Below are 17,673 nucleotides of genomic sequence, written 5' to 3' on the forward strand. Positions count from 1 at the left end.
GCGCAGATGGTACTGCAGTTTTGTGGGAGAGTATGTCGTCGCCTTTCTTTTGAAAACCCTATCCAAATCGGATGGGGTTTTCTGTTTTTATATGTTTTGGTAAAACTGCCTGATGGCTGATAATGGCCGCTTATCAATAGATAGCCGCGTTAGTGATGGGAGCGGCATCCTTTTGCGGGGCACGAAGGGCTTCTTTTTTCCGCAAATATCCATCCGCAAAAGATACAGCGGACAGCACGGCCCGCAGGGAAACGACATAAAAATATCATTGTTTGTTGTTGAAGTTATTCTTTGTGTTTTAATTCGGTTAATATTTATTCTTAAAGGCGCTACCTCAAATTATTATCGTTAGATCTTTAAAGTTCTTAAAATCTATTAAAAACAACGGTTTGTTATTAGGTTTTAGCTTTTCTCTTAAATTCGTTTTAAATTTGGTTATTATGAAATAAAAATGGATGGAAAAGTTAATTGAGATTATAAATAGTTTTGAGAAATTAGATTCGGAGACAGAGCTTGCTATTATTGAAAGTTTTTTCGAAGAAACTTTCAATAAAGGAGAGTTTATTGTTGAAGAGGGTAAAGTTTGCAATAAAATTTATTTCATTAAATCAGGCGCGATTAGAAGATTTTGTATTGAAGACGGGATAGAAGTTACGAAGTGGATTTATACCGATAACCAATTTGTAACTTCAATGAGTAGTTTTTTTGAACAAAAACCTTCATTTGAAAATTTTCAAACCTGTGAAGAAACATTAGTATATTCATTATCTTATTCGGATGAACAGACTTTATTGGAATATCCCATATTTATAAAATTTCATATTAAGCAACTTCGATACTACCTTTCAAATATAAATGAGTTTAATCATTTATTCCGTTTAATGACTGCAGAGAAAAAATATTTATTTCTTTTAGAGTCATTTCCGCAAATTATTAAAAAAGCCAAATTGAAGCACATTGCGTCATTAATTGACGTAAGTCAGGAAACTTTGAGCAGAATTCGTGCATCAATTATTTGATATTACATCAATAAAAAATATTTAGGGTTTTTCAACTTTTGTAGCTAACTAAAGATGCAAAAATTGAAAGAAACTTTTATTGATAAAAATGCTATTCTAGGTAATAACATTTTCATAGGAAATAGTGTGACTATTGAGAAAGATGTCGTAATTGGAAATAATACGCAGATAGGTAACAATGTAACGATTTTAAGCGGTTCAAGAATAGGAGAAAATTGTCAAATCCATTCTAATGCTGTCTTGGGCGGCGTACCTCAGGATTTAAAATTTAAGGGAGAATATACTCTTCTTGAAATTGGAGATAATAATATAATTAGGGAGTTTGTGACTATTAATAGGGGAACAATCTCAAAAGGTAAAACCTGTATTGGTAATTCCAATCTGATTATGTCTAATGCGCATATTGGGCATGATTGTGTAATTGGTAATAATTCTATTATTGGATTTAGTGTCGGAGTGGCTGGTGAAGTAATTGTTCAGGATTGGGTAAATATAAGTGGATTAACTGCAATTCATCAATTTTCGGTTATTGGCGAACATGCTATGATTAGTGGTTTAAGCCGAGTAGTTAAAGATGTTCCTCCTTATGTGGTTGTTGCGCATGAACCTTTGAGGTTTGCGGGGGTAAATTCTGTTGGATTAAAGAGGAGAGGATTTAATTCTCGAAAAATTGACGAGATTCGATCAATTTATAGAATTATATTTCAAGAGAAGAGAAATACAAAATTTGCTTTGGATATAATCAATGAAGAATTTGAGCAAACGGTTGAACGAGATAAAATTTTAAATTTCGTTCGTCAATCTAAAAGAGGAATTATTAAAGGTTTTGAAATTTAAATATATAAAAATGCTAAATTTATATTTATAAATTAACTCGTCATGACAAAACATAGTACAAACTCTAAAGTTGATTTTTATTTCGAAAAAGCTGAAAAATGGAAAGCCGAAATCGAACAAATGAGGGGAATTGTTTTAGACTGTCATTTGTCTGAAGAATTGAAATGGGGATCTCCTTGTTATACTTTCGAAAAAGCAAATATTGTATTAATTCATTATTTTAAAGAATATTGTGCTTTTTTGTTTTTCAAAGGTACTTTAATGAAAGATCCTGATAATATCTTGATCCAACAATCAGATAATGTACAGGCGGCTCGTCAAGTTCGATTTACGAATGTTCAAGATATTTTAGCTAAAAAAGAAATTCTAAAAAAGTATATTTTTGAGGCAGCCGAAATTGAGAAATCGGGACAAAAAGTAGAATTGAAAAAAGTTTCCGATTTTGAAATTGCAGAAGAGCTTCAGCATAAATTTAATTCTGATGCTGATTTTAAAAAAGCTTTTTATGCTTTAACTCCTGGAAGGCAGCGAGCCTATTTACTCCATTTTTCTCAACCTAAGCAATCTAAAACTAGAGAGGCTAGAGTAGAAAAAAATATTCCGCGAATTGTAGACGGAAAAGGATTAAATGATTGAAAAAATAAATAAATAAAAAGAAAAACTCCTTTGTGTAAAAGGAGTTTTTTGTTTTTATAATTCTATGAGATTTGCTCTGTGATGGTGTTTTTCTTTCGAATAGAAATTAAAGATTGGAAAAGAACGGAAGTCATAACCAAACTTATTCCTATGTAAAAAGAGAAATTGACCGACTGGCCTTCATTAAAAAACAAAAAGGCTAATATTATCGAATAAATTGGCTCTAAGTTGAATGTTAGATTTATGGTAAACGCAGGGATTTTTTTAAGGGATTCTGCAAACATTACATAAAGCGCAACGGTACAGCATGAAGCTAAAATTAGTAAATAGAAAATGTCTTTTAAGTTCGGAATAAAAACCTGTTCTGGAAAATTGTAAAAATAAAACGGAAGAGCAAGCCCTAAAACTAAAGTTCCTCCAAGCATCTGATAAAAATTAATGAGCTTGCTGTCATAAAATTGTACAAGTCTTTCGTTGTAAATAGTGTACAAGGCAGCAAATGCTGATGAAATTACTCCGAGTAAAATTCCAAGCTGATAAGAAGAATCAAAATGAAAAATCAAGCTTATTCCTAATAAGGTTAACATGCTTAATAAAACCTGAGTTAGATTGAATCTTTTTTTATTGAGAATAGGTTCAAAGAAAGCTGTAAAAAAACTGGTAAGACAATAGCAAACAACGCCAATTGATATATTAGAATATTTAATGCTGGCATAAAAGAAAACCCAATGAATGGTAATCAAGATTCCAGCTTTAGAAATTTTTACTGCTTCAGAAAATGATTTTAGCATTTTAAGATTGTAAATTTTTAAAATGAAAAAGAGAATAATAGAAGCAAATAATACTCTATACCAAACTAAAGTAATTTCGTTAAGAGAAATAAGTTTTCCGAAAACGCCAGTAAAACCAGCAAGTAAAACTGCAGAATGCAGTATCAAATAGGATTTTTTCATAAGAAGTTGTCTATCCTTTTTTTGGAGGATATTTTTTGAATATTAATAATGTGATTGAGGTAAAGACACAACTAATCGGACTGAAGATTCAGTCAAGTGTCAATACTAAAGAAGCATTATTAATTTATGGAGGAGGAAGACAACCTTTAAAACTCATAATAAAATTTGATTTTTGGTAAAATTAATAAAAAAGCATTCTTTTAAAAAGTGTAAAAAGTTATTTAAATGTGAAACTTTAAACAATTTAACAGCTGAATTGAATAAATCTGATTTTGATTTGAATATTTATTTGTAGAACTTGCAACGATACCAAATTACCTAAAATTATAAGTTTATTACAATCTAATGAGTACAAGCCAGTCAACTACAGCAGTTCTTGAAACTAAACAACATTTTGAAATTTTAGACGGATTAAGAGGCATTGCAGCTTTTGCTGTTGTTGTTTTTCATTTTATGGAATGGATTTTTACTGATCCAAGCCAGAATTTTATAGGACACGGATTTTTGGCTGTCGATTTTTTCTTTTGCCTTTCGGGATTTGTAATAGGATATGCTTATGATGATCGTATCGCAAAAATGGGACTTCGTAACTTTTTTATCTCAAGAATAATAAGATTGCATCCTTTAGTTATAGCTGGGTCAATATTAGGATTGTTGGCTTTCTTGTTTGATCCGTTTGGCGGACATTTGGAATTATATAGTACTGGAAAAATTATTTTGACATTTATTTGTTCTCTATTTCTTATTCCGTTTCCAGTTATTGCAGACCGTGGTTTCAATTTATTTAGTTTTAATGCGCCAGCATGGTCACTGTTTTGGGAATATATAGCCAATATCGTTTATGCATTTGTCCTTTATCGAATTGGCAGAAACTTTTTACTGCTGTTAACGATGTTATCTGCAATCGCAATCTGTTATGTCGGATATAATTCAGGTAATTTGTTAGGAGGCTGGAGCGGGCCAACTTTTTGGGATGGATGCGCCAGAATTTCGTATTCTTTTTTAGCCGGATTACTTATTTATCGCTCTAACTGGATCATAAAAAATAAACTTGGTTTTGGTGGATTAACTATATTATTGCTGTTAGCTTTCATTATGCCATTTTCAGAATATAATTGGATTTCTGAACCATTGGTTGTACTGCTTTATTTTCCATTGCTAATTTCTTTAGGTGCGGGAGCTGTATTAAAACCAGGATTGAAAAAAGCCTGTATCTTTTCTGGAAAAATATCTTATCCGCTATACATGACGCATTATGCGGTTTTATGGATGTTTGGAAATTATTTTACCAACTACAAACCAGATACAACGCAACTGACATGTATCGTAACAGCGAGTGTAATACTTTTAGTTGGTTTTGCTTATTTCGTAATGAATGTTTATGATAAACCATTCAGAAAATATTTGACAGACAGGAGAAAAAAATGATTGTTAAAAGGATAATCTTTCAATATCATAAAATTTAAGATGAAAAAATATTACTTAATTTTAATACTTACATTGTTTTTTAATTATTCAAAAGCACAAATCAAAAAAAATCAATCTAAAATGAAAACAGAAGTAACAGTTAGTTTAATTAATGTTTGTAAAAGTAAGCTTGATATTTTTGATCGTTTTATGAATAAAGGAGCAACCGATGTTGAAATACAGGAACTGGAAAAATTTACAGGTCAAAAATTGCCTGCATCTTATATTCAATTATTGAAAACTTATAACGGAGAAAAAAGAAGTTTGGGTTTCTTGGGAGGATTTGGATATTTAGGTATTGAAGAAGTTAAAAGAGAATGGCTATTTTTTAAAAATGCTCCCGATACAAAACCTGAAGCTATTAATCAGGTTAAAAAAATTACCGATATTTTGTATTCCACTAAAAGAATTCCATTTGCCCATGATGGCTCGGGAAATTTTCTTTGTATAGATTTTATTCCAAATACAGACGGTATTTTAGGCCAGATTATCTATCTTCCATGCGGAGATCCTGAGCCAGTTTCGGTAATCGCAGACAACTTTGAAGATTTTCTAAATTTGATAATTGAAAAAATTAAGTCTGAAAAATTGAAACTAGTTGATGAAAGAGAAGATTGGGACGCAAAAGATTGGGAGAAGGCAGATATTTATTTTGAGAGTACATGGAATGATGATTGGAGTGATATTGCAGAAGAATATAATACAAAAAAATAATTTCGTTGTTCAAAATACAGAACCAATTCGGAGATGTTGGAGCCGAGACAAAGATGTCTAAAAAAAAGGATTAGTGAAATTTTAGGAACGGCATCATTTAAAAACAACAAAATAAAAGTAAATGGGCTTTAACCGATTAGAAATTCAAAAACCTGATGAATCGGGCTATTATGTTTTAGATGAAGAATATCTTCTTTCCTATATTTACTCAGATGGCTGGACAGAACGTCTCTTAAGATTTGAAATTTTCGTTGATATTTATTATGAATGCAGGGGAGAAATTGGCTTTTATACAAGAGAAAAAGATAGTAAAGAAATTGAAAGTTTATTGGGGTTTGAATTGCCTACTGAAATCAAAAAACTAATAGATCTTTTAATGAATCAGAAAGAATTGCAATTAAAAAAGTACTATTCCGATTTTTTTATGGAAGATTCCAGCAGACTTCATTTTGTTATTAATCGTGACGGAATTTCGCATAATTCAGGAATTGGAATTATGTTGAAAAAACTCGAAAATCCAAACGAATCAGAAAAGTTACTTTTTCTTTTGAAAGAAGAATTTGAAAAACTTCGCGAAGGTTTTTACAACAAAATGCTTTTAGAACGAGGTTTGATTAAAGAAGTTGTAACATCTAAAAAGAAACGAAACAGGCGCTTGTAAAATATCTTATATTTATAAAACGTTATTCGAAATCTAAACTTTTACTGCTAATAGAAATTGCATGAAAAATACACTTTTGCTGATTTTTTTATTATTAAGTTCACTTTCATTTGGGCAAAATCCTTCTTTTAAAATCAAATATTCTGAACAACTTGCGGTTTTTGTGTTCTTAGAGAATTTATCTGATTATTATCCAGATAATGTTTTTAAAACAGAATTTCAAAAATCAAAATACAATATTGAGAAATATAAAAACCTAATCTCAAAATTTGAGCAATTGTCTATTTCTTATAGCTTCCGATTTGAAGATTTTCCGTACGGATCAAAGAAAACAATGCAAACGCAGGATATTTTGAAAAAGAGTTTGATTGAAACCGATAATTTAAATGATTTCAAAATTCGTTCTGCAGGAATGATTCCCAATAAAACGCTGAGTGATTTAGGAGAATGTATTTCAGAATTTACTCCTATTTACAATGAATTAATCTATAATCCGAACAAAGAAAAGTTTGAAAAACAGTTAGATGAAATTCAAAAATATTCTAATGATCACAAGATTGAAAATTATTTTAAAACGGGATTAGTATTTTATAATTCCAGTTGGGATAATTCAATCCCTTTTGTGGCGGCTTTTTATCCTTTACCTAATTCTAAAGGATTTACAGCTTCTGCATTTTGCAATAATTTCGTTAGTGCTATTCAAACCGACTTAAAATCACATAAAGATTTATTTAGTGTAATGATGCATGAGACCTATCATATCATTTACGACGAACAATCCCTTGAAGTAAAAAAAGAAATTGACACTTATTTCAAAACGAATAAATCAACGTGCAGTAATTACGCTTATCAATTATTGAATGAAGTTCTGGCGACGGTATTGGGTAATGGTTATGTTTATGCAGAATTAGAGGGTAAAGCAGATTCTGGAGATTGGTATAGTAATAAATACATCAATTTGATGGCAAAGCAGATTTATCCGTTAGCTAAAGAATATATCGATCAAAAGAAACCTATTGATAAGAATTTTATAGATAGTTATATTCAGCTTTACGAAACCAATTTTCCAGATTGGATAAATGAATTGAATAATATCATGACATATCGTTATGTGATTACAGAAAATGAAAAGGATTTTAAGGTCATAAATAAAATGTTCCGTTATCGTTCCAGAACAGAATATGAAGATCAAATTACGGAGAGCAGTATTGAAAAAATGAAGCATACACCGCTGACTAAAATGGTGATTATTTCAAAAGACAGTAAGGAAAAAATTAAACTCCTAAAGAATAAGTTTAAAGAATTGGAGAACTGGAAAGCAAATCCTGATAAAGAATTTGTAGAGAAAATTCTTTTAGATGATAAAAGTCAATTGATAATTGTGAACCAGAAAAAAACGGAATTGGAAACATTAATTAAATCTATAAATGAAAAAAGTAAATAGTTATTTAGTATTAGTTATTTGTATCTGTTTTTCGTCAGCAACCGCCTTTAGTCAAATAACATCACAAAATATTGATGTATTGATGGAATCTGCCTTGGTGAAATTTAAAGTAGCAGGAGCATCAATTGCAGTTGTTAAAGATGGAAAAATAATTCATTTAAAAGGCTACGGAGTTGGTTCGATAGAAACAAAGAAAGCTGTAAATGAAAATACTAATTTTCAAATTGCCTCAAATAGCAAAGCATTTACAACGGCAGCACTTTCTATTTTGGAGGATGAAGGAAAATTAAAATGGACCGATAAGGTAAAAGATTATGCTCCTGAATTTAAAATGTATAATGATTATGTGACGGAGAATTTTAATATACAGGATTTGCTGACTCATCGTAGCGGATTAGGATTGGGAGCAGGTGACTTGATGTTTTTTCCTGACGGTACTAATTTTACCATTAAAGATGTCTTGACAAGTTTTCAGCATTTTAAGCCTGTTTCAGCTTTTCGAACTAAATGGGATTATGATAATTTGCTTTATGTCGTAGCCGGCGAAATAATTGCAAGAGTAAGCGGTATGAGTTATGAGGAATTTGTACAAAAAAGAATCATTGCTCCTTTGCAAATGAACAATACTTTTGTTGGAAGTAGTTTAATAAAAGATACATCTAATTTTGCAGTTTCACATTCGTCTGAATCTGGAACGATAAAGAAAATTGAAGGGTTTAATGATCAAATTAATGCCGCTGCGGGTGGTATGTTTTCTAATGCTCAAGATATGGCGAAATGGATGATAGTCCGTTTGAATAAAGGTCAGTACGGACCAGATTTGAAAACGACGCTTTTTTCCTTAAAGAACCACAATGAAATGTGGAGAATACATACTGTTCAGGAAACAGATCAAAATCCTAGGTACAATTCTCATTTTAATGGTTATGGTTTAGGTTGGCAATTATCAGACGAAAAAGGATATTTAAAAGTATCGCATACTGGAGGTTTGCCTGGAATGCTCTCTATTGTAACCATGTATCCAGATTTAAATTTGGGGATTGTAATTTTAACCAATACTGAAAATGGAGGAGGTGGACTTTTTACAGCAGTTAGCAATACCATTTCTGATAGTTATTTAGGTTTAGATGATTTTGGATGGACCGATAAATTGGTAGAATGGATGAGTGAAGACAGAAATTCGGGTGATGATGTAGCCAAAAAAGTATGGGAAAAAGTAAAGCTGGCAAAAAATGTAAAAATAAAAAATGAAGATTTTATAGGTGTTTATGCTGATAAGTGGTTTGGCGAAATTGAAGTATTTGAAAAAAATAAACAATTATGGTTTAAATCATACCGTTCACCTAAATTAAATGGTCCAATGGCTTTTTATAATGCTAATACATTTGCCATAAAATGGGAATATCAAGCGATGAATTGTGATGCAATGGCAATGTTTTCTCTGGATGAAAATGGCAAAGCTCAATCTATTAAAATGAAAGGCATCTCTCCAAACATTGATTTTAGTTTTGATTTTCAGGACTTAGATTTAGTAAGAGTAAAATAACAATTAGTGTAATAAAAAAACTCCATTAGAAATAATGGAGTTTTTTTATTGGATTTAATAAGGTTGTAATTTAATAAGCTATTGCATTGTTTTACAAATTATCTTTAATTCGTTTTGTTATCTCTTCAATTTTACCCATCCCGTCAAAAGTCAAGACTTTAATTTTTGACTTCATATATTCGATTGCTGGTCTGGTTGAGCTTTCAAAAACTTCGATTCTTTTAATATGAATGTTGGCATCTTTATCGTCTTTTCTGTTAGAAGTTTCGGCTCTTTTTTGTGCTCTTTTTAAAAGTTCTTCCTTTGGAACATCAATATTAATTACTTTTCCAATTTCCAGATTTTTAGATTTAACAAGTTCTAATAAATCATTTACTTGTGGTTCGGTTCTCGGGTAGCCGTCTAAGATAATTCCGTTTGCATTTATGTTTTCATCCAATATTTTACTGAAAAGATCTTTCATTATAGAATCAGGAACCAAATCTCCTTTTTCTTCATATTGAGACATTATTTTTCCAATTTCCGTTTCATTTTGTTTTTCCAAGCGGCATCTGTCTCCGGTTGAAATATGCTCAAATTTAAGTTCGTCTTTTAAAATTTCGCATTGAGTACCTTTTCCAGAATAAGGAGGGCCAGTAATTATTAATATTTCCATTTTAAGTTGTGAAGTTTTTAATTTTTTTTGATTCTTTAAAGGTACGAATGATTTATTCTAGCCTAACAAGGAATCGTGTGCTTATAAGAAAAAAAATCTTCTTTATAAAAACCAGCTAAAAACTTCTCTAGCTGGGATGTGGATAAATAAATCGTAGAAGACTGGAACAATTCATCTTCTAGAAACGACAATTCGGTCAATAAAAATTGAATCTTCTGCCGAATAAAAATATTTTTACATCAAAATCAAAACAACCATAATCCATAACCATGAAGAAAATTTTAAAATTTATCAAAATTACGTTTATTAGCCTTTTGAGTATTATTTTACTTTTTATTGCCTATTTGTATATCAGCAACAAATTGTTTTTAGAATCTAAAGATGAAGATAATATTAGCTATTTATCAAAAAATAAAGTTCAGATTGGGACTTTTATCGATGAAAAGTTGTTTGATGATGAGTTTTATAAATCAAAGGTTTTCTTATTAGGAGAAATTCACGGTTATGCTGATAATCAGAAGATAGATCAGGAAATGCTTTTTTTCTTGAATAAAAAAGTGGGAGTCAAATATTATATTGCCGAAATGGATAGTTTGACGGCTAAAAAATTGAATGCTTTTTTATTTTTAGAAAAAGAAAAAAATAAAGTGGCTTTGAGAGAAGTTGTTGAATCAATTAAAAAAAGAATTCCGCAACAGTCAAGTCAGGAATTATTTGATAAATGGAGCGCGGTGCATGATTACAATCAAAATTTGGCTGATTCTCTAAAAATTACCGTAATCGGAATTGATAAAAACTTTGATGACGAATCAAAAGGTTCAAGAGACGAAGCAATGGTGAATAATTTTAAAAATTCAATTAAAAAAAGACATCTTGAAAATGAAAAATTCTACGGACTTTTTGGATATTTTCATACACTGCAAAAGAAAACAGAATCGGGCAGAGCAACTTTTGCTGCAGGATTAAAAGATTCGGGAGTAAAAGTGACAAGTTTGGTAAGCTATACAATTGACAGTGAAATGTACCTTCCTAAAAACCCTCAGTTTCCAACTCCTGAAAATGAAAAAGTAGATTGGATAAATGCTGACGGCCCATTAATGCTCGTAAAAGGAATTAATGATCTAAAAGAACTGAGCAAGCCAGAATCAATCACACTTTTTAAACTTAACGCGAAAAAATCACCGTACTTGAAGTCGCAAAATTTAATAAAAGTTAAATCTAGAGTTTTTGGAGAAAATATTGTGCCTCTAAAAGAGGCTTCTGCGACTGATTATTTTCAATATGTATTCTTGCTGAGAAATTCTAAAGCGCTTACGAAATTGAAATAAAGACTTTAGTATGATTTTAATAAAAAAGCTCCATTAGAAATAATGGAGCTTTTTTTATTATTGAGAAAGGAATGCTATTTATTAAGTATGGATTCTATTGAATTACTAATTTCCTCCAAATTATTTTGTTTGTTATTGGTCATCAGAATAATCGTCAAATTAGGATTACTGATTAATAAAGCCTGATAATTAAAAGCGGCACCATCGTGTATGTGACTCGTTATTTTTCCGTTTTCGATAGTTCCACTACCAAGACCTGTTTGATTGTCTTTAGAAAAAGGTTCAAAAAGTTCATGTGTAGATTGCTTATTAATAATTTTAAAAGAATTAATAGCTTCAGACCATTTATAAAAATCAGTTAGATTTAAAGCAGTCCAACCCGAAATGTTATATTTTAGAAGATCTTGTTTGCCTTCTTTATTAAAAGATTTTGCAAAAAGAGGTTCTTTGTCGTCAGGATCTACAACTGCATTTTTAATTCCGATGGGTTTTAAGATTTTCTTCATCACAAAAGAATTAAAAGTCATGTTGGTAATTTTTTCAATAATACGTCTTTGTAAAAACACATTATTGTTGTTGTAATCGTATTGAGATCCCGGTTCAAATTCTAAATTTAAGGTCTTTTGTAGAAAAGCCATATTGTCTGAATCTTGATTGACTTCATTCCACTTTATTTGAGGAAGTCCGCTGGTGTACTGAAGCAAATGGATAATCTTAATCCTATTAGCCCAAGATGGAAGTTCAGGAAGAAATTTAGAAATCGAGTCGTTAAGTTTTAATTTCCCTTGCTCTTTTAACATCATAATTCCAACAGCGTTAAACTCTTTAGCAATTGAACCAATATGAAAACGGTAATTTTTATTTAATGGTATTGTGTTGCTCGCATCGGCTTGACCGAAAGCCTTTTCGTATATGATCTTCCCTTTACTAGCAACTAAAACATTTCCGTTAAAAGTTTTTGATTGAAGTGCTTTTTGAAATAAAACATCTAGTTCGGTTTCCGGTTTATTTGTTTGAGCGTAAAAATAGTTACACATTGTAAATGCGATAATAAAAGCTGCAATTCTGATTTTTTTAATGACGTTGCTCATTTTGGAAGTTTTGATAAAAGTAAACAAAAACTTCATTAGAAATAATGGAGTTTTTTTATGAAAACATTTTAATTCTGTTGTGTTTTCTGTTTCGAAAATTGTTTTTCTCTCATTTTTTATGGTTTAAAATTTTAAAACTAAAAACAATTAGTATATTTGTAACCAAATAGTATAGACTATACTCTATACTTTGTTGTTTTTTATTGAAAAAAATAAATGTTATGCTTGTAAACGAACTATCAAAAAAGACAGGATTGTCGATTCATACTATTAGATATTACGAGAATTTAGGAATGATCAAAGGATTGGCGGATGAAAAGGTGACATCTAATAACTATAAACATTACGATGCTAATACTATTGAGCGTTTAGAAATTATTATAGAAGCAAGAGAAGTCGGATTTACTTTAGCAGAAATAAAAAAAATATTGATTAGCTGGTTCGAAACGACTGACTCAAAACCCGAAACGCTCGAGCTTTTTCAAGCTAAAATAAAAGAGATTGATGATAAAATGAGATATTTTAAGCAGACTAAGAATCTTCTTGAAAAAGTATGTGAGAAAATACAAAAGCAATAATGGTAGATTGTTAAAGTCTAAAAGCGTAGAAAAACTCCTTAAGAAATTGAGGAGTTTTTTTGTAGTTCTTATTTTAACTATTTAAGAAAAGTTTTATGTGGAATTTAAGAAATTAATAAGAGATTTTGCAAATAGTATTATATTCGCTTTTGAACTCGTAGAATTAAATAGCAGACTAAAATAAACTACAAATAACAACTAGAATTAAAATTACAAAACTAAATTATGCAAGAAGAAATAACCAAGCATTCAAACAAAATTTACAAAGCAGTGAAAAAACCAGAACACACAGTAGGTGAGAAAGTAAAAGAGATCATTATAGAAATATTTATAATCGTTTTTGCTGTGACGCTTTCGATATGGTTGCACAGTTGGAGCGAGCATAGACATCAACAAGAAGAAGTATCTGTGTTTCTGGCTAATTTAAAGAACGATTTAAAGAATGATATAGAAAGTATCGATAGAGAAATACACGCATACCAAAAGACAAACGCAGAATATGAAAAAATTTTGGCATTAACGACTTCTCAACTGGACAGTATTTATAGATCTAAAAGTAAAGTTAATTTCCCAATTCATTCACATGGGCAAACATTGACTATAGGTAATTATGAAAGTTTTAAATCAAGTGGTAAACTTGGCTACATTGAAGACGAAAAATTGAAACAGAAAATCTTAAACTATTATCAAATATTTGTTCCAGCTGCTAATGAAGTGGATAAAATGTATACTGAATTTTTGTTTAAGTGTTTTGATAAAGAAATAGAAAATGCAGATAAGCCAGAAAAAGAATTATATTCAGATCCTAAATATAAAAAGACACTTGAGTATCTTGTTAAGCTGGGTAAAAATAACATAAGGGTTTATAAAGAAAATACAAAACCACTCGCAGTTGAACTTATTAAAGAAATTGATAAAGAGTTAGGTAAGTAAAAAGCGAAATCACATAAAAAAAAACTCCATTAGAAATAATGGAGTTTTTTTTTATGATTTAAAAGGATGTTTTCTTTTATTGTTTTTTCAATTGCGAGTTAAATATAGACAAGATTGTGTTTAGTTAAATTAGAAATCAAGAATGATAAGTAATTGAGAATTAATTATTCGATTGATTGCTTTTTCTTCAATTTCTCAAATGCAATTATGTCCGCTTGCAAAACAAAGGGATTTTCTTTAGAATCAATATCTATCCATTCTAATTTTTCTAATCCTGGAATTTGAACTTTTAAGTCCTCAAGATTGAGAATTTTGGCTGTATAATAAATATTAAGAATCTGTTTGTTGTCTTTTATGCGAGATTCAATAAAGGCCTCCTGCGTGTAAAGATGATCTAATATTTCGATTTTTAAGTTTAATTCTTCTTCAAATTCTCTATGAAGGCATTCAATTGTTCCTTCTCCAAATTCAAGGCCTCCTCCTGGTAATTTGCATATTTGTGTTCCAGCATATCTTTCATGCAGTGCTAAAATTTTATTGTCATTTATACAAAAAGCATAAACTCTAACATTGAAGCCTATCAGTTCGCTCATAATTTTAAATTTTTGATGTTCTTGAAAAAAAATGAAAGAAGGGTAAAAAAAAACTCCTTAATTTCTTAAGGAGTTTCTCGGTGGGCGATGAGGGGTTCGAACCCCCGACCCCCTCGGTGTAAACGAGGTGCTCTGAACCAGCTGAGCTAATCGCCCTATTTTACTAGGTTGCTATCGTTTGTGATTGCGAGTGCAAATATACGTTTGTTTTTGAGTTCTGCAAACAATTTCTAACTTTTATGAATTTTTAAATATTCTTTTCAGTCCTCTTATTTAAAACAAAACTCCTTAATTTCTTAAGGAGTTTCTTGGTGGGCGATGAGGGGTTCGAACCCCCGACCCCCTCGGTGTAAACGAGGTGCTCTGAACCAGCTGAGCTAATCGCCCTATTTTACTAGGTTGCTATCGTTTGTGATTGCGAGTGCAAATATACGCTTGTTTTCGAGTCCTGCAAAGAAAAAAGAATAAAAAATAAAACTTTTTTAAAAATAACTCATATCTATTTGTTTATGAATTTGTTATTAAAATGAATTTTTTAAAGTTTTTTCTAGATCAAAAGTATATTTTAGTTCAAAGGCAATTCGGCAACAACAAAAGTACTTCCGCCAACGTAAATAAAATCATTTTCTAAAGCATTTTTCTTCGCTTCCGCGAAAGCGATGGCAACAGAATCGTATTTTTCTCCAATCAAATCATGTTTTTTTGCTTCGCTTTGTAAGGTTTCAGCTGGCAAAGCCCGTGACGAATCTGGATTGCAGAAATAATATATAGCTTCTTTTGGAAAAAGCGGCAAAATAGAATCCAAATCTTTATCATTTACAACTCCTAAAACAATATGAAGTTTCTCGTATTTTTCATTCTTCAGCTGATTCATTACAACCGTTAACCCGTGTTTGTTGTGAGCCGTGTCGCAAATAATTTTTGGGTTTTCTCCCAATTGCTGCCATCTTCCTTGCAAACCCGTATTTTTTACAACATGCAATAAACCTTCTTTCAACTGTTCGATCGAAATTTTAAAATCGGTTTCATTATTCAAAATCGAGATCGTCTGCTGAACCGTTTTTTTATTATGAAACTGATAATCTCCAATTAAGTCCGATAAATAAATCTGATCAATTAAATCTGAAGCAAAAGAAATCGGTGCGTTGTTTTCTTCGGCTTTAGCCAAAAATACTGGTTTAGTTTCATCGGTATATTCGCCAATAACAACAGGAATATTCGGTTTTATAATTCCCGCTTTTTCTCCAGCAATGGCTTCCAATGTATTTCCTAAAAACTGAGTATGATCTAAACCAATATTGGTAATTACCGAAACCAAAGGCGTAATAATATTAGTAGCATCCAATCTTCCGCCCAAACCAACTTCGATAATCGCAATATCTACTTTTTCTGCAGCAAAATAATCAAAAGCCAAACCGACCGACATTTCGAAGAAACTCATATCATTTGCTTCAAAAAAATCTTTGTGTTTTGCGATAAATTCAATCACGAATTCTTCTGAGATTTCTCTACCGTTTATTTTTATTCTTTCCCTAAAATCTTTCAAGTGCGGAGAAGTATATAATCCGACTTTATAACCTGCTTCTTGTAAAACAGACGAAAGCATATGTGAGGTAGAACCTTTTCCGTTTGTCCCCGCAACGTGAATACATTTTAGCTCGTTTTGCGGATTATCAAGATGAGCCGCCAACAATTTGATATTCGTTAAATCTTCTTTATACGCCGAAGCACCTTGCAATTGGTACATTGGAAGTTGATTAAACATCCAATTGGTGGTCTCTTGATAGTTCATTTGTTTAGATAAAATGGTTGTTGATTGAAATAAATTTCGATTTTTGTAGTTTAATATTACAGCGAAAATTATCTTTATTGCAAATTTCAAATATTTTTTAGAATTAATTATTAAAAACCAGAATTAATATATGTTTAGTTTTATTCAGTTACAAACAGATACAATCGCAAATGCTTCAAATGTAGTGATCGAGAAGATTGCAGCGCCGCAAAATGAAATTTCAATGTTTGGTTTCATCATGAAAGGGGGAGTGTTTCTAATTCCGATTGCGATTTTATTGTTTTACACTATTTACTTGATTTTTGAACGTTATATGTACATAAGCCGAGCATCTAAAATTGATAGCAGATTAATGCAAGATATTGGCGAGAAATTACATTCTGGAAATATTGAATTAGCAAGAACAATTGTAGAAAGAAATAATACTGCGGCCGGAAATATTTTAAAAGAAGGTGTTTTGGTAATCGGAAGACCAATTTCAGAAATTGAAGCCAACATGGATCGTGCTGCCGATATCGAAATTGGCGAAATGGAAAGACATTTAGGTCATCTTGGACTTATTGCTGGTATTGCACCAACGTTAGGTTTCATCGGAACGATTTCTGGGGTTATTAAAATTTTCTATAGCATTTCGGTTACAGAAAACATTAGCATCGGAAACATTTCTGGAGGTTTATACGAAAAAATGATCAGTTCTGGTTCTGGATTAATTGTGGGTATTATTGCGTATAGCGCTTACCACTTGTTGAACGGAAAGATTGATAATTTTGCTTTAAAAATTCAGAAACAGATTTTAGAATTTGTCAATATAATTCAAAGAGCATAAGTCATGTCTATTAAAAGAAAAAGAAGATTTCACGCCGAAGTTGCAACTTCATCTTTGAGCGATATCATGTTTTTCCTGCTGTTGTTTTTCTTAATTATCTCAACACTGGCAAATCCGAATGTGATTAAGATGACATTGCCAAAAGCTAAAGCGAATGAAAAGACCAATAAACAATTAATTAGTTTATCGGTTACCGAAGATAAAAAGTTCTACATTGATAAACAGGAGGTTGATTTTGAAAACCTTGAAACGAGTTTAATGTCAAAAATAGGAACAGATAAAGAACAAACTGTTGTGGTTCGAATTCCGTTTAACCTACAAGTTCAAGACTTAGTAGATGTTTTACAGATAGGAGTAAAGAACAATCTGAAGTTTGTAATTGCAACAAGTCCGAAATAGATTTAATATTAGGGCGTGACCACAATAAAAAAATGGGCCAATCAGCATAACGTTGATTCGCCCATTTTTTTATTCGAACAAAAAGAAAACAACATAATCTTGTCATTTCTGTAAAGGTTAGATATTTCGGTAACAAAATTTACCTTTAATAAATTTTGTTGCGATGAGAAATAACAGTCATGATTCAACACTAGAAAGAAA

General features: G+C 30.9%; 18 protein-coding genes and 2 tRNA genes. 13 read left to right on the top strand and 7 right to left on the bottom strand.

The window, feature by feature from the left end; all coding sequences use genetic code 11:
• Positions 1 to 455: 455 nt before the first annotated feature.
• From SOM12_RS23865 to SOM12_RS23875, 3 genes are read left to right on the top strand one after another with little or no spacing between them, the layout of a single operon-like run.
• On the top strand, positions 456 to 1,019 hold the full coding sequence (locus SOM12_RS23865) for a Crp/Fnr family transcriptional regulator (RefSeq protein WP_320495848.1): 564 nt from the start codon (positions 456 to 458) through the stop codon (positions 1,017 to 1,019).
• A gap of 54 nt (positions 1,020 to 1,073) precedes the next feature.
• On the top strand, positions 1,074 to 1,856 hold the full coding sequence (gene lpxA, locus SOM12_RS23870) for an acyl-ACP--UDP-N-acetylglucosamine O-acyltransferase (protein WP_320495849.1): 783 nt from the start codon (positions 1,074 to 1,076) through the stop codon (positions 1,854 to 1,856).
• A 42-nt stretch (positions 1,857 to 1,898) separates the two neighbouring features.
• Positions 1,899 to 2,492 carry a YdeI/OmpD-associated family protein gene (locus SOM12_RS23875; RefSeq protein ID WP_320495850.1) on the top strand — a complete coding sequence of 198 codons (594 nt, stop codon included), beginning with the start codon at positions 1,899 to 1,901 and terminating at the stop codon, positions 2,490 to 2,492.
• A gap of 62 nt (positions 2,493 to 2,554) precedes the next feature.
• Here SOM12_RS23875 and SOM12_RS23880 read toward each other — a convergent pair whose 3' ends face one another.
• Positions 2,555 to 3,445, bottom strand: coding sequence for a DMT family transporter (locus SOM12_RS23880; RefSeq protein ID WP_320495851.1), 891 nt, complete (start codon positions 3,443 to 3,445; stop codon positions 2,555 to 2,557).
• A gap of 345 nt (positions 3,446 to 3,790) precedes the next feature.
• Here SOM12_RS23880 and SOM12_RS23885 point away from each other — a divergent pair, with 345 nt between their 5' ends.
• The 5 genes from SOM12_RS23885 to SOM12_RS23905 all read left to right on the top strand — a co-directional run bounded on the left by SOM12_RS23885 (position 3,791) and on the right by SOM12_RS23905 (position 9,277).
• Positions 3,791 to 4,873, top strand: a complete 1,083-nt coding sequence (locus tag SOM12_RS23885) for an acyltransferase (protein WP_320495853.1) — start codon at positions 3,791 to 3,793, stop codon at positions 4,871 to 4,873.
• Positions 4,874 to 4,993: 120 nt separating this feature from the next.
• Positions 4,994 to 5,626: an SMI1/KNR4 family protein gene (locus tag SOM12_RS23890; protein WP_320495855.1), complete on the top strand. Its 633-nt coding sequence runs from the start codon at positions 4,994 to 4,996 to the stop codon at positions 5,624 to 5,626.
• A 121-nt stretch (positions 5,627 to 5,747) separates the two neighbouring features.
• On the top strand, positions 5,748 to 6,287 hold the full coding sequence (locus SOM12_RS23895) for a hypothetical protein (protein WP_320495857.1): 540 nt from the start codon (positions 5,748 to 5,750) through the stop codon (positions 6,285 to 6,287).
• A gap of 61 nt (positions 6,288 to 6,348) precedes the next feature.
• Positions 6,349 to 7,731 carry a hypothetical protein gene (locus SOM12_RS23900; protein ID WP_320495858.1) on the top strand — a complete coding sequence of 461 codons (1,383 nt, stop codon included), beginning with the start codon at positions 6,349 to 6,351 and terminating at the stop codon, positions 7,729 to 7,731.
• Complete coding sequence (locus tag SOM12_RS23905; RefSeq protein WP_095931798.1) at positions 7,715 to 9,277, top strand: serine hydrolase; 1,563 nt, start codon at positions 7,715 to 7,717, stop codon at positions 9,275 to 9,277. The genes SOM12_RS23900 and SOM12_RS23905 overlap by 17 nt, the downstream gene beginning before the upstream one ends.
• Positions 9,278 to 9,368: 91 nt before the next feature.
• On the opposite strand, the gene SOM12_RS23910 is transcribed toward SOM12_RS23905, so the two are convergent.
• Entirely contained in the window at positions 9,369 to 9,932 is a 564-nt protein-coding gene (locus tag SOM12_RS23910; protein ID WP_095931799.1) for an adenylate kinase family protein, read from the bottom strand.
• A 269-nt stretch (positions 9,933 to 10,201) separates the two neighbouring features.
• Here SOM12_RS23910 and SOM12_RS23915 point away from each other — a divergent pair, with 269 nt between their 5' ends.
• Positions 10,202 to 11,260: a hypothetical protein gene (locus SOM12_RS23915; protein ID WP_320495860.1), complete on the top strand. Its 1,059-nt coding sequence runs from the start codon at positions 10,202 to 10,204 to the stop codon at positions 11,258 to 11,260.
• Positions 11,261 to 11,334: 74 nt separating this feature from the next.
• Here SOM12_RS23915 and SOM12_RS23920 read toward each other — a convergent pair whose 3' ends face one another.
• Entirely contained in the window at positions 11,335 to 12,351 is a 1,017-nt protein-coding gene (locus SOM12_RS23920) for a serine hydrolase domain-containing protein (protein WP_172426965.1), read from the bottom strand.
• A gap of 221 nt (positions 12,352 to 12,572) precedes the next feature.
• Here SOM12_RS23920 and SOM12_RS23925 point away from each other — a divergent pair, with 221 nt between their 5' ends.
• Positions 12,573 to 12,929 (top strand): MerR family transcriptional regulator, encoded by a 357-nt coding sequence (locus tag SOM12_RS23925; RefSeq protein WP_095931802.1) that lies wholly within the window; start codon positions 12,573 to 12,575, stop codon positions 12,927 to 12,929.
• Positions 12,930 to 13,154: 225 nt separating this feature from the next.
• Positions 13,155 to 13,862, top strand: coding sequence for a DUF6090 family protein (locus SOM12_RS23930; protein WP_095931803.1), 708 nt, complete (start codon positions 13,155 to 13,157; stop codon positions 13,860 to 13,862).
• A 164-nt stretch (positions 13,863 to 14,026) separates the two neighbouring features.
• Here the strand turns inward: SOM12_RS23930 and SOM12_RS23935 are convergent, their stop codons facing one another.
• The 4 genes from SOM12_RS23935 to SOM12_RS23950 form a co-directional block, all read right to left on the bottom strand.
• On the bottom strand, positions 14,027 to 14,455 hold the full coding sequence (locus tag SOM12_RS23935; RefSeq protein WP_095931804.1) for an NUDIX domain-containing protein: 429 nt from the start codon (positions 14,453 to 14,455) through the stop codon (positions 14,027 to 14,029).
• 81 nt (positions 14,456 to 14,536) lie between these two features.
• Positions 14,537 to 14,611, bottom strand: a tRNA-Val gene (locus SOM12_RS23940).
• Between the two features lie 153 nt (positions 14,612 to 14,764).
• Positions 14,765 to 14,842 (bottom strand) — tRNA-Val (locus SOM12_RS23945).
• Between the two features lie 178 nt (positions 14,843 to 15,020).
• Positions 15,021 to 16,247 carry a folylpolyglutamate synthase/dihydrofolate synthase family protein gene (locus SOM12_RS23950; protein WP_320495862.1) on the bottom strand — a complete coding sequence of 409 codons (1,227 nt, stop codon included), beginning with the start codon at positions 16,245 to 16,247 and terminating at the stop codon, positions 15,021 to 15,023.
• A gap of 130 nt (positions 16,248 to 16,377) precedes the next feature.
• Here SOM12_RS23950 and SOM12_RS23955 point away from each other — a divergent pair, with 130 nt between their 5' ends.
• Positions 16,378 to 17,073 (top strand): MotA/TolQ/ExbB proton channel family protein, encoded by a 696-nt coding sequence (locus tag SOM12_RS23955; RefSeq protein WP_095931805.1) that lies wholly within the window; start codon positions 16,378 to 16,380, stop codon positions 17,071 to 17,073.
• 3 nt (positions 17,074 to 17,076) lie between these two features.
• Entirely contained in the window at positions 17,077 to 17,472 is a 396-nt protein-coding gene (locus SOM12_RS23960; RefSeq protein ID WP_008464192.1) for an ExbD/TolR family protein, read from the top strand.
• Positions 17,473 to 17,673 lie beyond the last annotated feature (201 nt).

The sequence above is a fragment of the Flavobacterium sp. CFBP9031 genome (assembly GCF_034044945.1).
Classification (GTDB): domain Bacteria; phylum Bacteroidota; class Bacteroidia; order Flavobacteriales; family Flavobacteriaceae; genus Flavobacterium.

What these genes read in the sequence shown, in the direction of transcription:
- SOM12_RS23865 (WP_320495848.1), top strand. Translation starts at nt 456, where the DNA reads ATGGAAAAGTTAATTGAGATTATAAATAGTTTTGAGAAATTAGATTCG.
- lpxA (WP_320495849.1), top strand. Translation starts at nt 1,074, where the DNA reads ATGCAAAAATTGAAAGAAACTTTTATTGATAAAAATGCTATTCTAGGT.
- SOM12_RS23875 (WP_320495850.1), top strand. Translation starts at nt 1,899, where the DNA reads ATGACAAAACATAGTACAAACTCTAAAGTTGATTTTTATTTCGAAAAA.
- SOM12_RS23880 (WP_320495851.1), bottom strand. Translation starts at nt 3,445, where the DNA reads ATGAAAAAATCCTATTTGATACTGCATTCTGCAGTTTTACTTGCTGGT.
- SOM12_RS23885 (WP_320495853.1), top strand. Translation starts at nt 3,791, where the DNA reads ATGAGTACAAGCCAGTCAACTACAGCAGTTCTTGAAACTAAACAACAT.
- SOM12_RS23890 (WP_320495855.1), top strand. Translation starts at nt 4,994, where the DNA reads ATGAAAACAGAAGTAACAGTTAGTTTAATTAATGTTTGTAAAAGTAAG.
- SOM12_RS23895 (WP_320495857.1), top strand. Translation starts at nt 5,748, where the DNA reads ATGGGCTTTAACCGATTAGAAATTCAAAAACCTGATGAATCGGGCTAT.
- SOM12_RS23900 (WP_320495858.1), top strand. Translation starts at nt 6,349, where the DNA reads ATGAAAAATACACTTTTGCTGATTTTTTTATTATTAAGTTCACTTTCA.
- SOM12_RS23905 (WP_095931798.1), top strand. Translation starts at nt 7,715, where the DNA reads ATGAAAAAAGTAAATAGTTATTTAGTATTAGTTATTTGTATCTGTTTT.
- SOM12_RS23910 (WP_095931799.1), bottom strand. Translation starts at nt 9,932, where the DNA reads ATGGAAATATTAATAATTACTGGCCCTCCTTATTCTGGAAAAGGTACT.
- SOM12_RS23915 (WP_320495860.1), top strand. Translation starts at nt 10,202, where the DNA reads ATGAAGAAAATTTTAAAATTTATCAAAATTACGTTTATTAGCCTTTTG.
- SOM12_RS23920 (WP_172426965.1), bottom strand. Translation starts at nt 12,351, where the DNA reads ATGAGCAACGTCATTAAAAAAATCAGAATTGCAGCTTTTATTATCGCA.
- SOM12_RS23925 (WP_095931802.1), top strand. Translation starts at nt 12,573, where the DNA reads ATGCTTGTAAACGAACTATCAAAAAAGACAGGATTGTCGATTCATACT.
- SOM12_RS23930 (WP_095931803.1), top strand. Translation starts at nt 13,155, where the DNA reads ATGCAAGAAGAAATAACCAAGCATTCAAACAAAATTTACAAAGCAGTG.
- SOM12_RS23935 (WP_095931804.1), bottom strand. Translation starts at nt 14,455, where the DNA reads ATGAGCGAACTGATAGGCTTCAATGTTAGAGTTTATGCTTTTTGTATA.
- SOM12_RS23950 (WP_320495862.1), bottom strand. Translation starts at nt 16,247, where the DNA reads ATGAACTATCAAGAGACCACCAATTGGATGTTTAATCAACTTCCAATG.
- SOM12_RS23955 (WP_095931805.1), top strand. Translation starts at nt 16,378, where the DNA reads ATGTTTAGTTTTATTCAGTTACAAACAGATACAATCGCAAATGCTTCA.
- SOM12_RS23960 (WP_008464192.1), top strand. Translation starts at nt 17,077, where the DNA reads ATGTCTATTAAAAGAAAAAGAAGATTTCACGCCGAAGTTGCAACTTCA.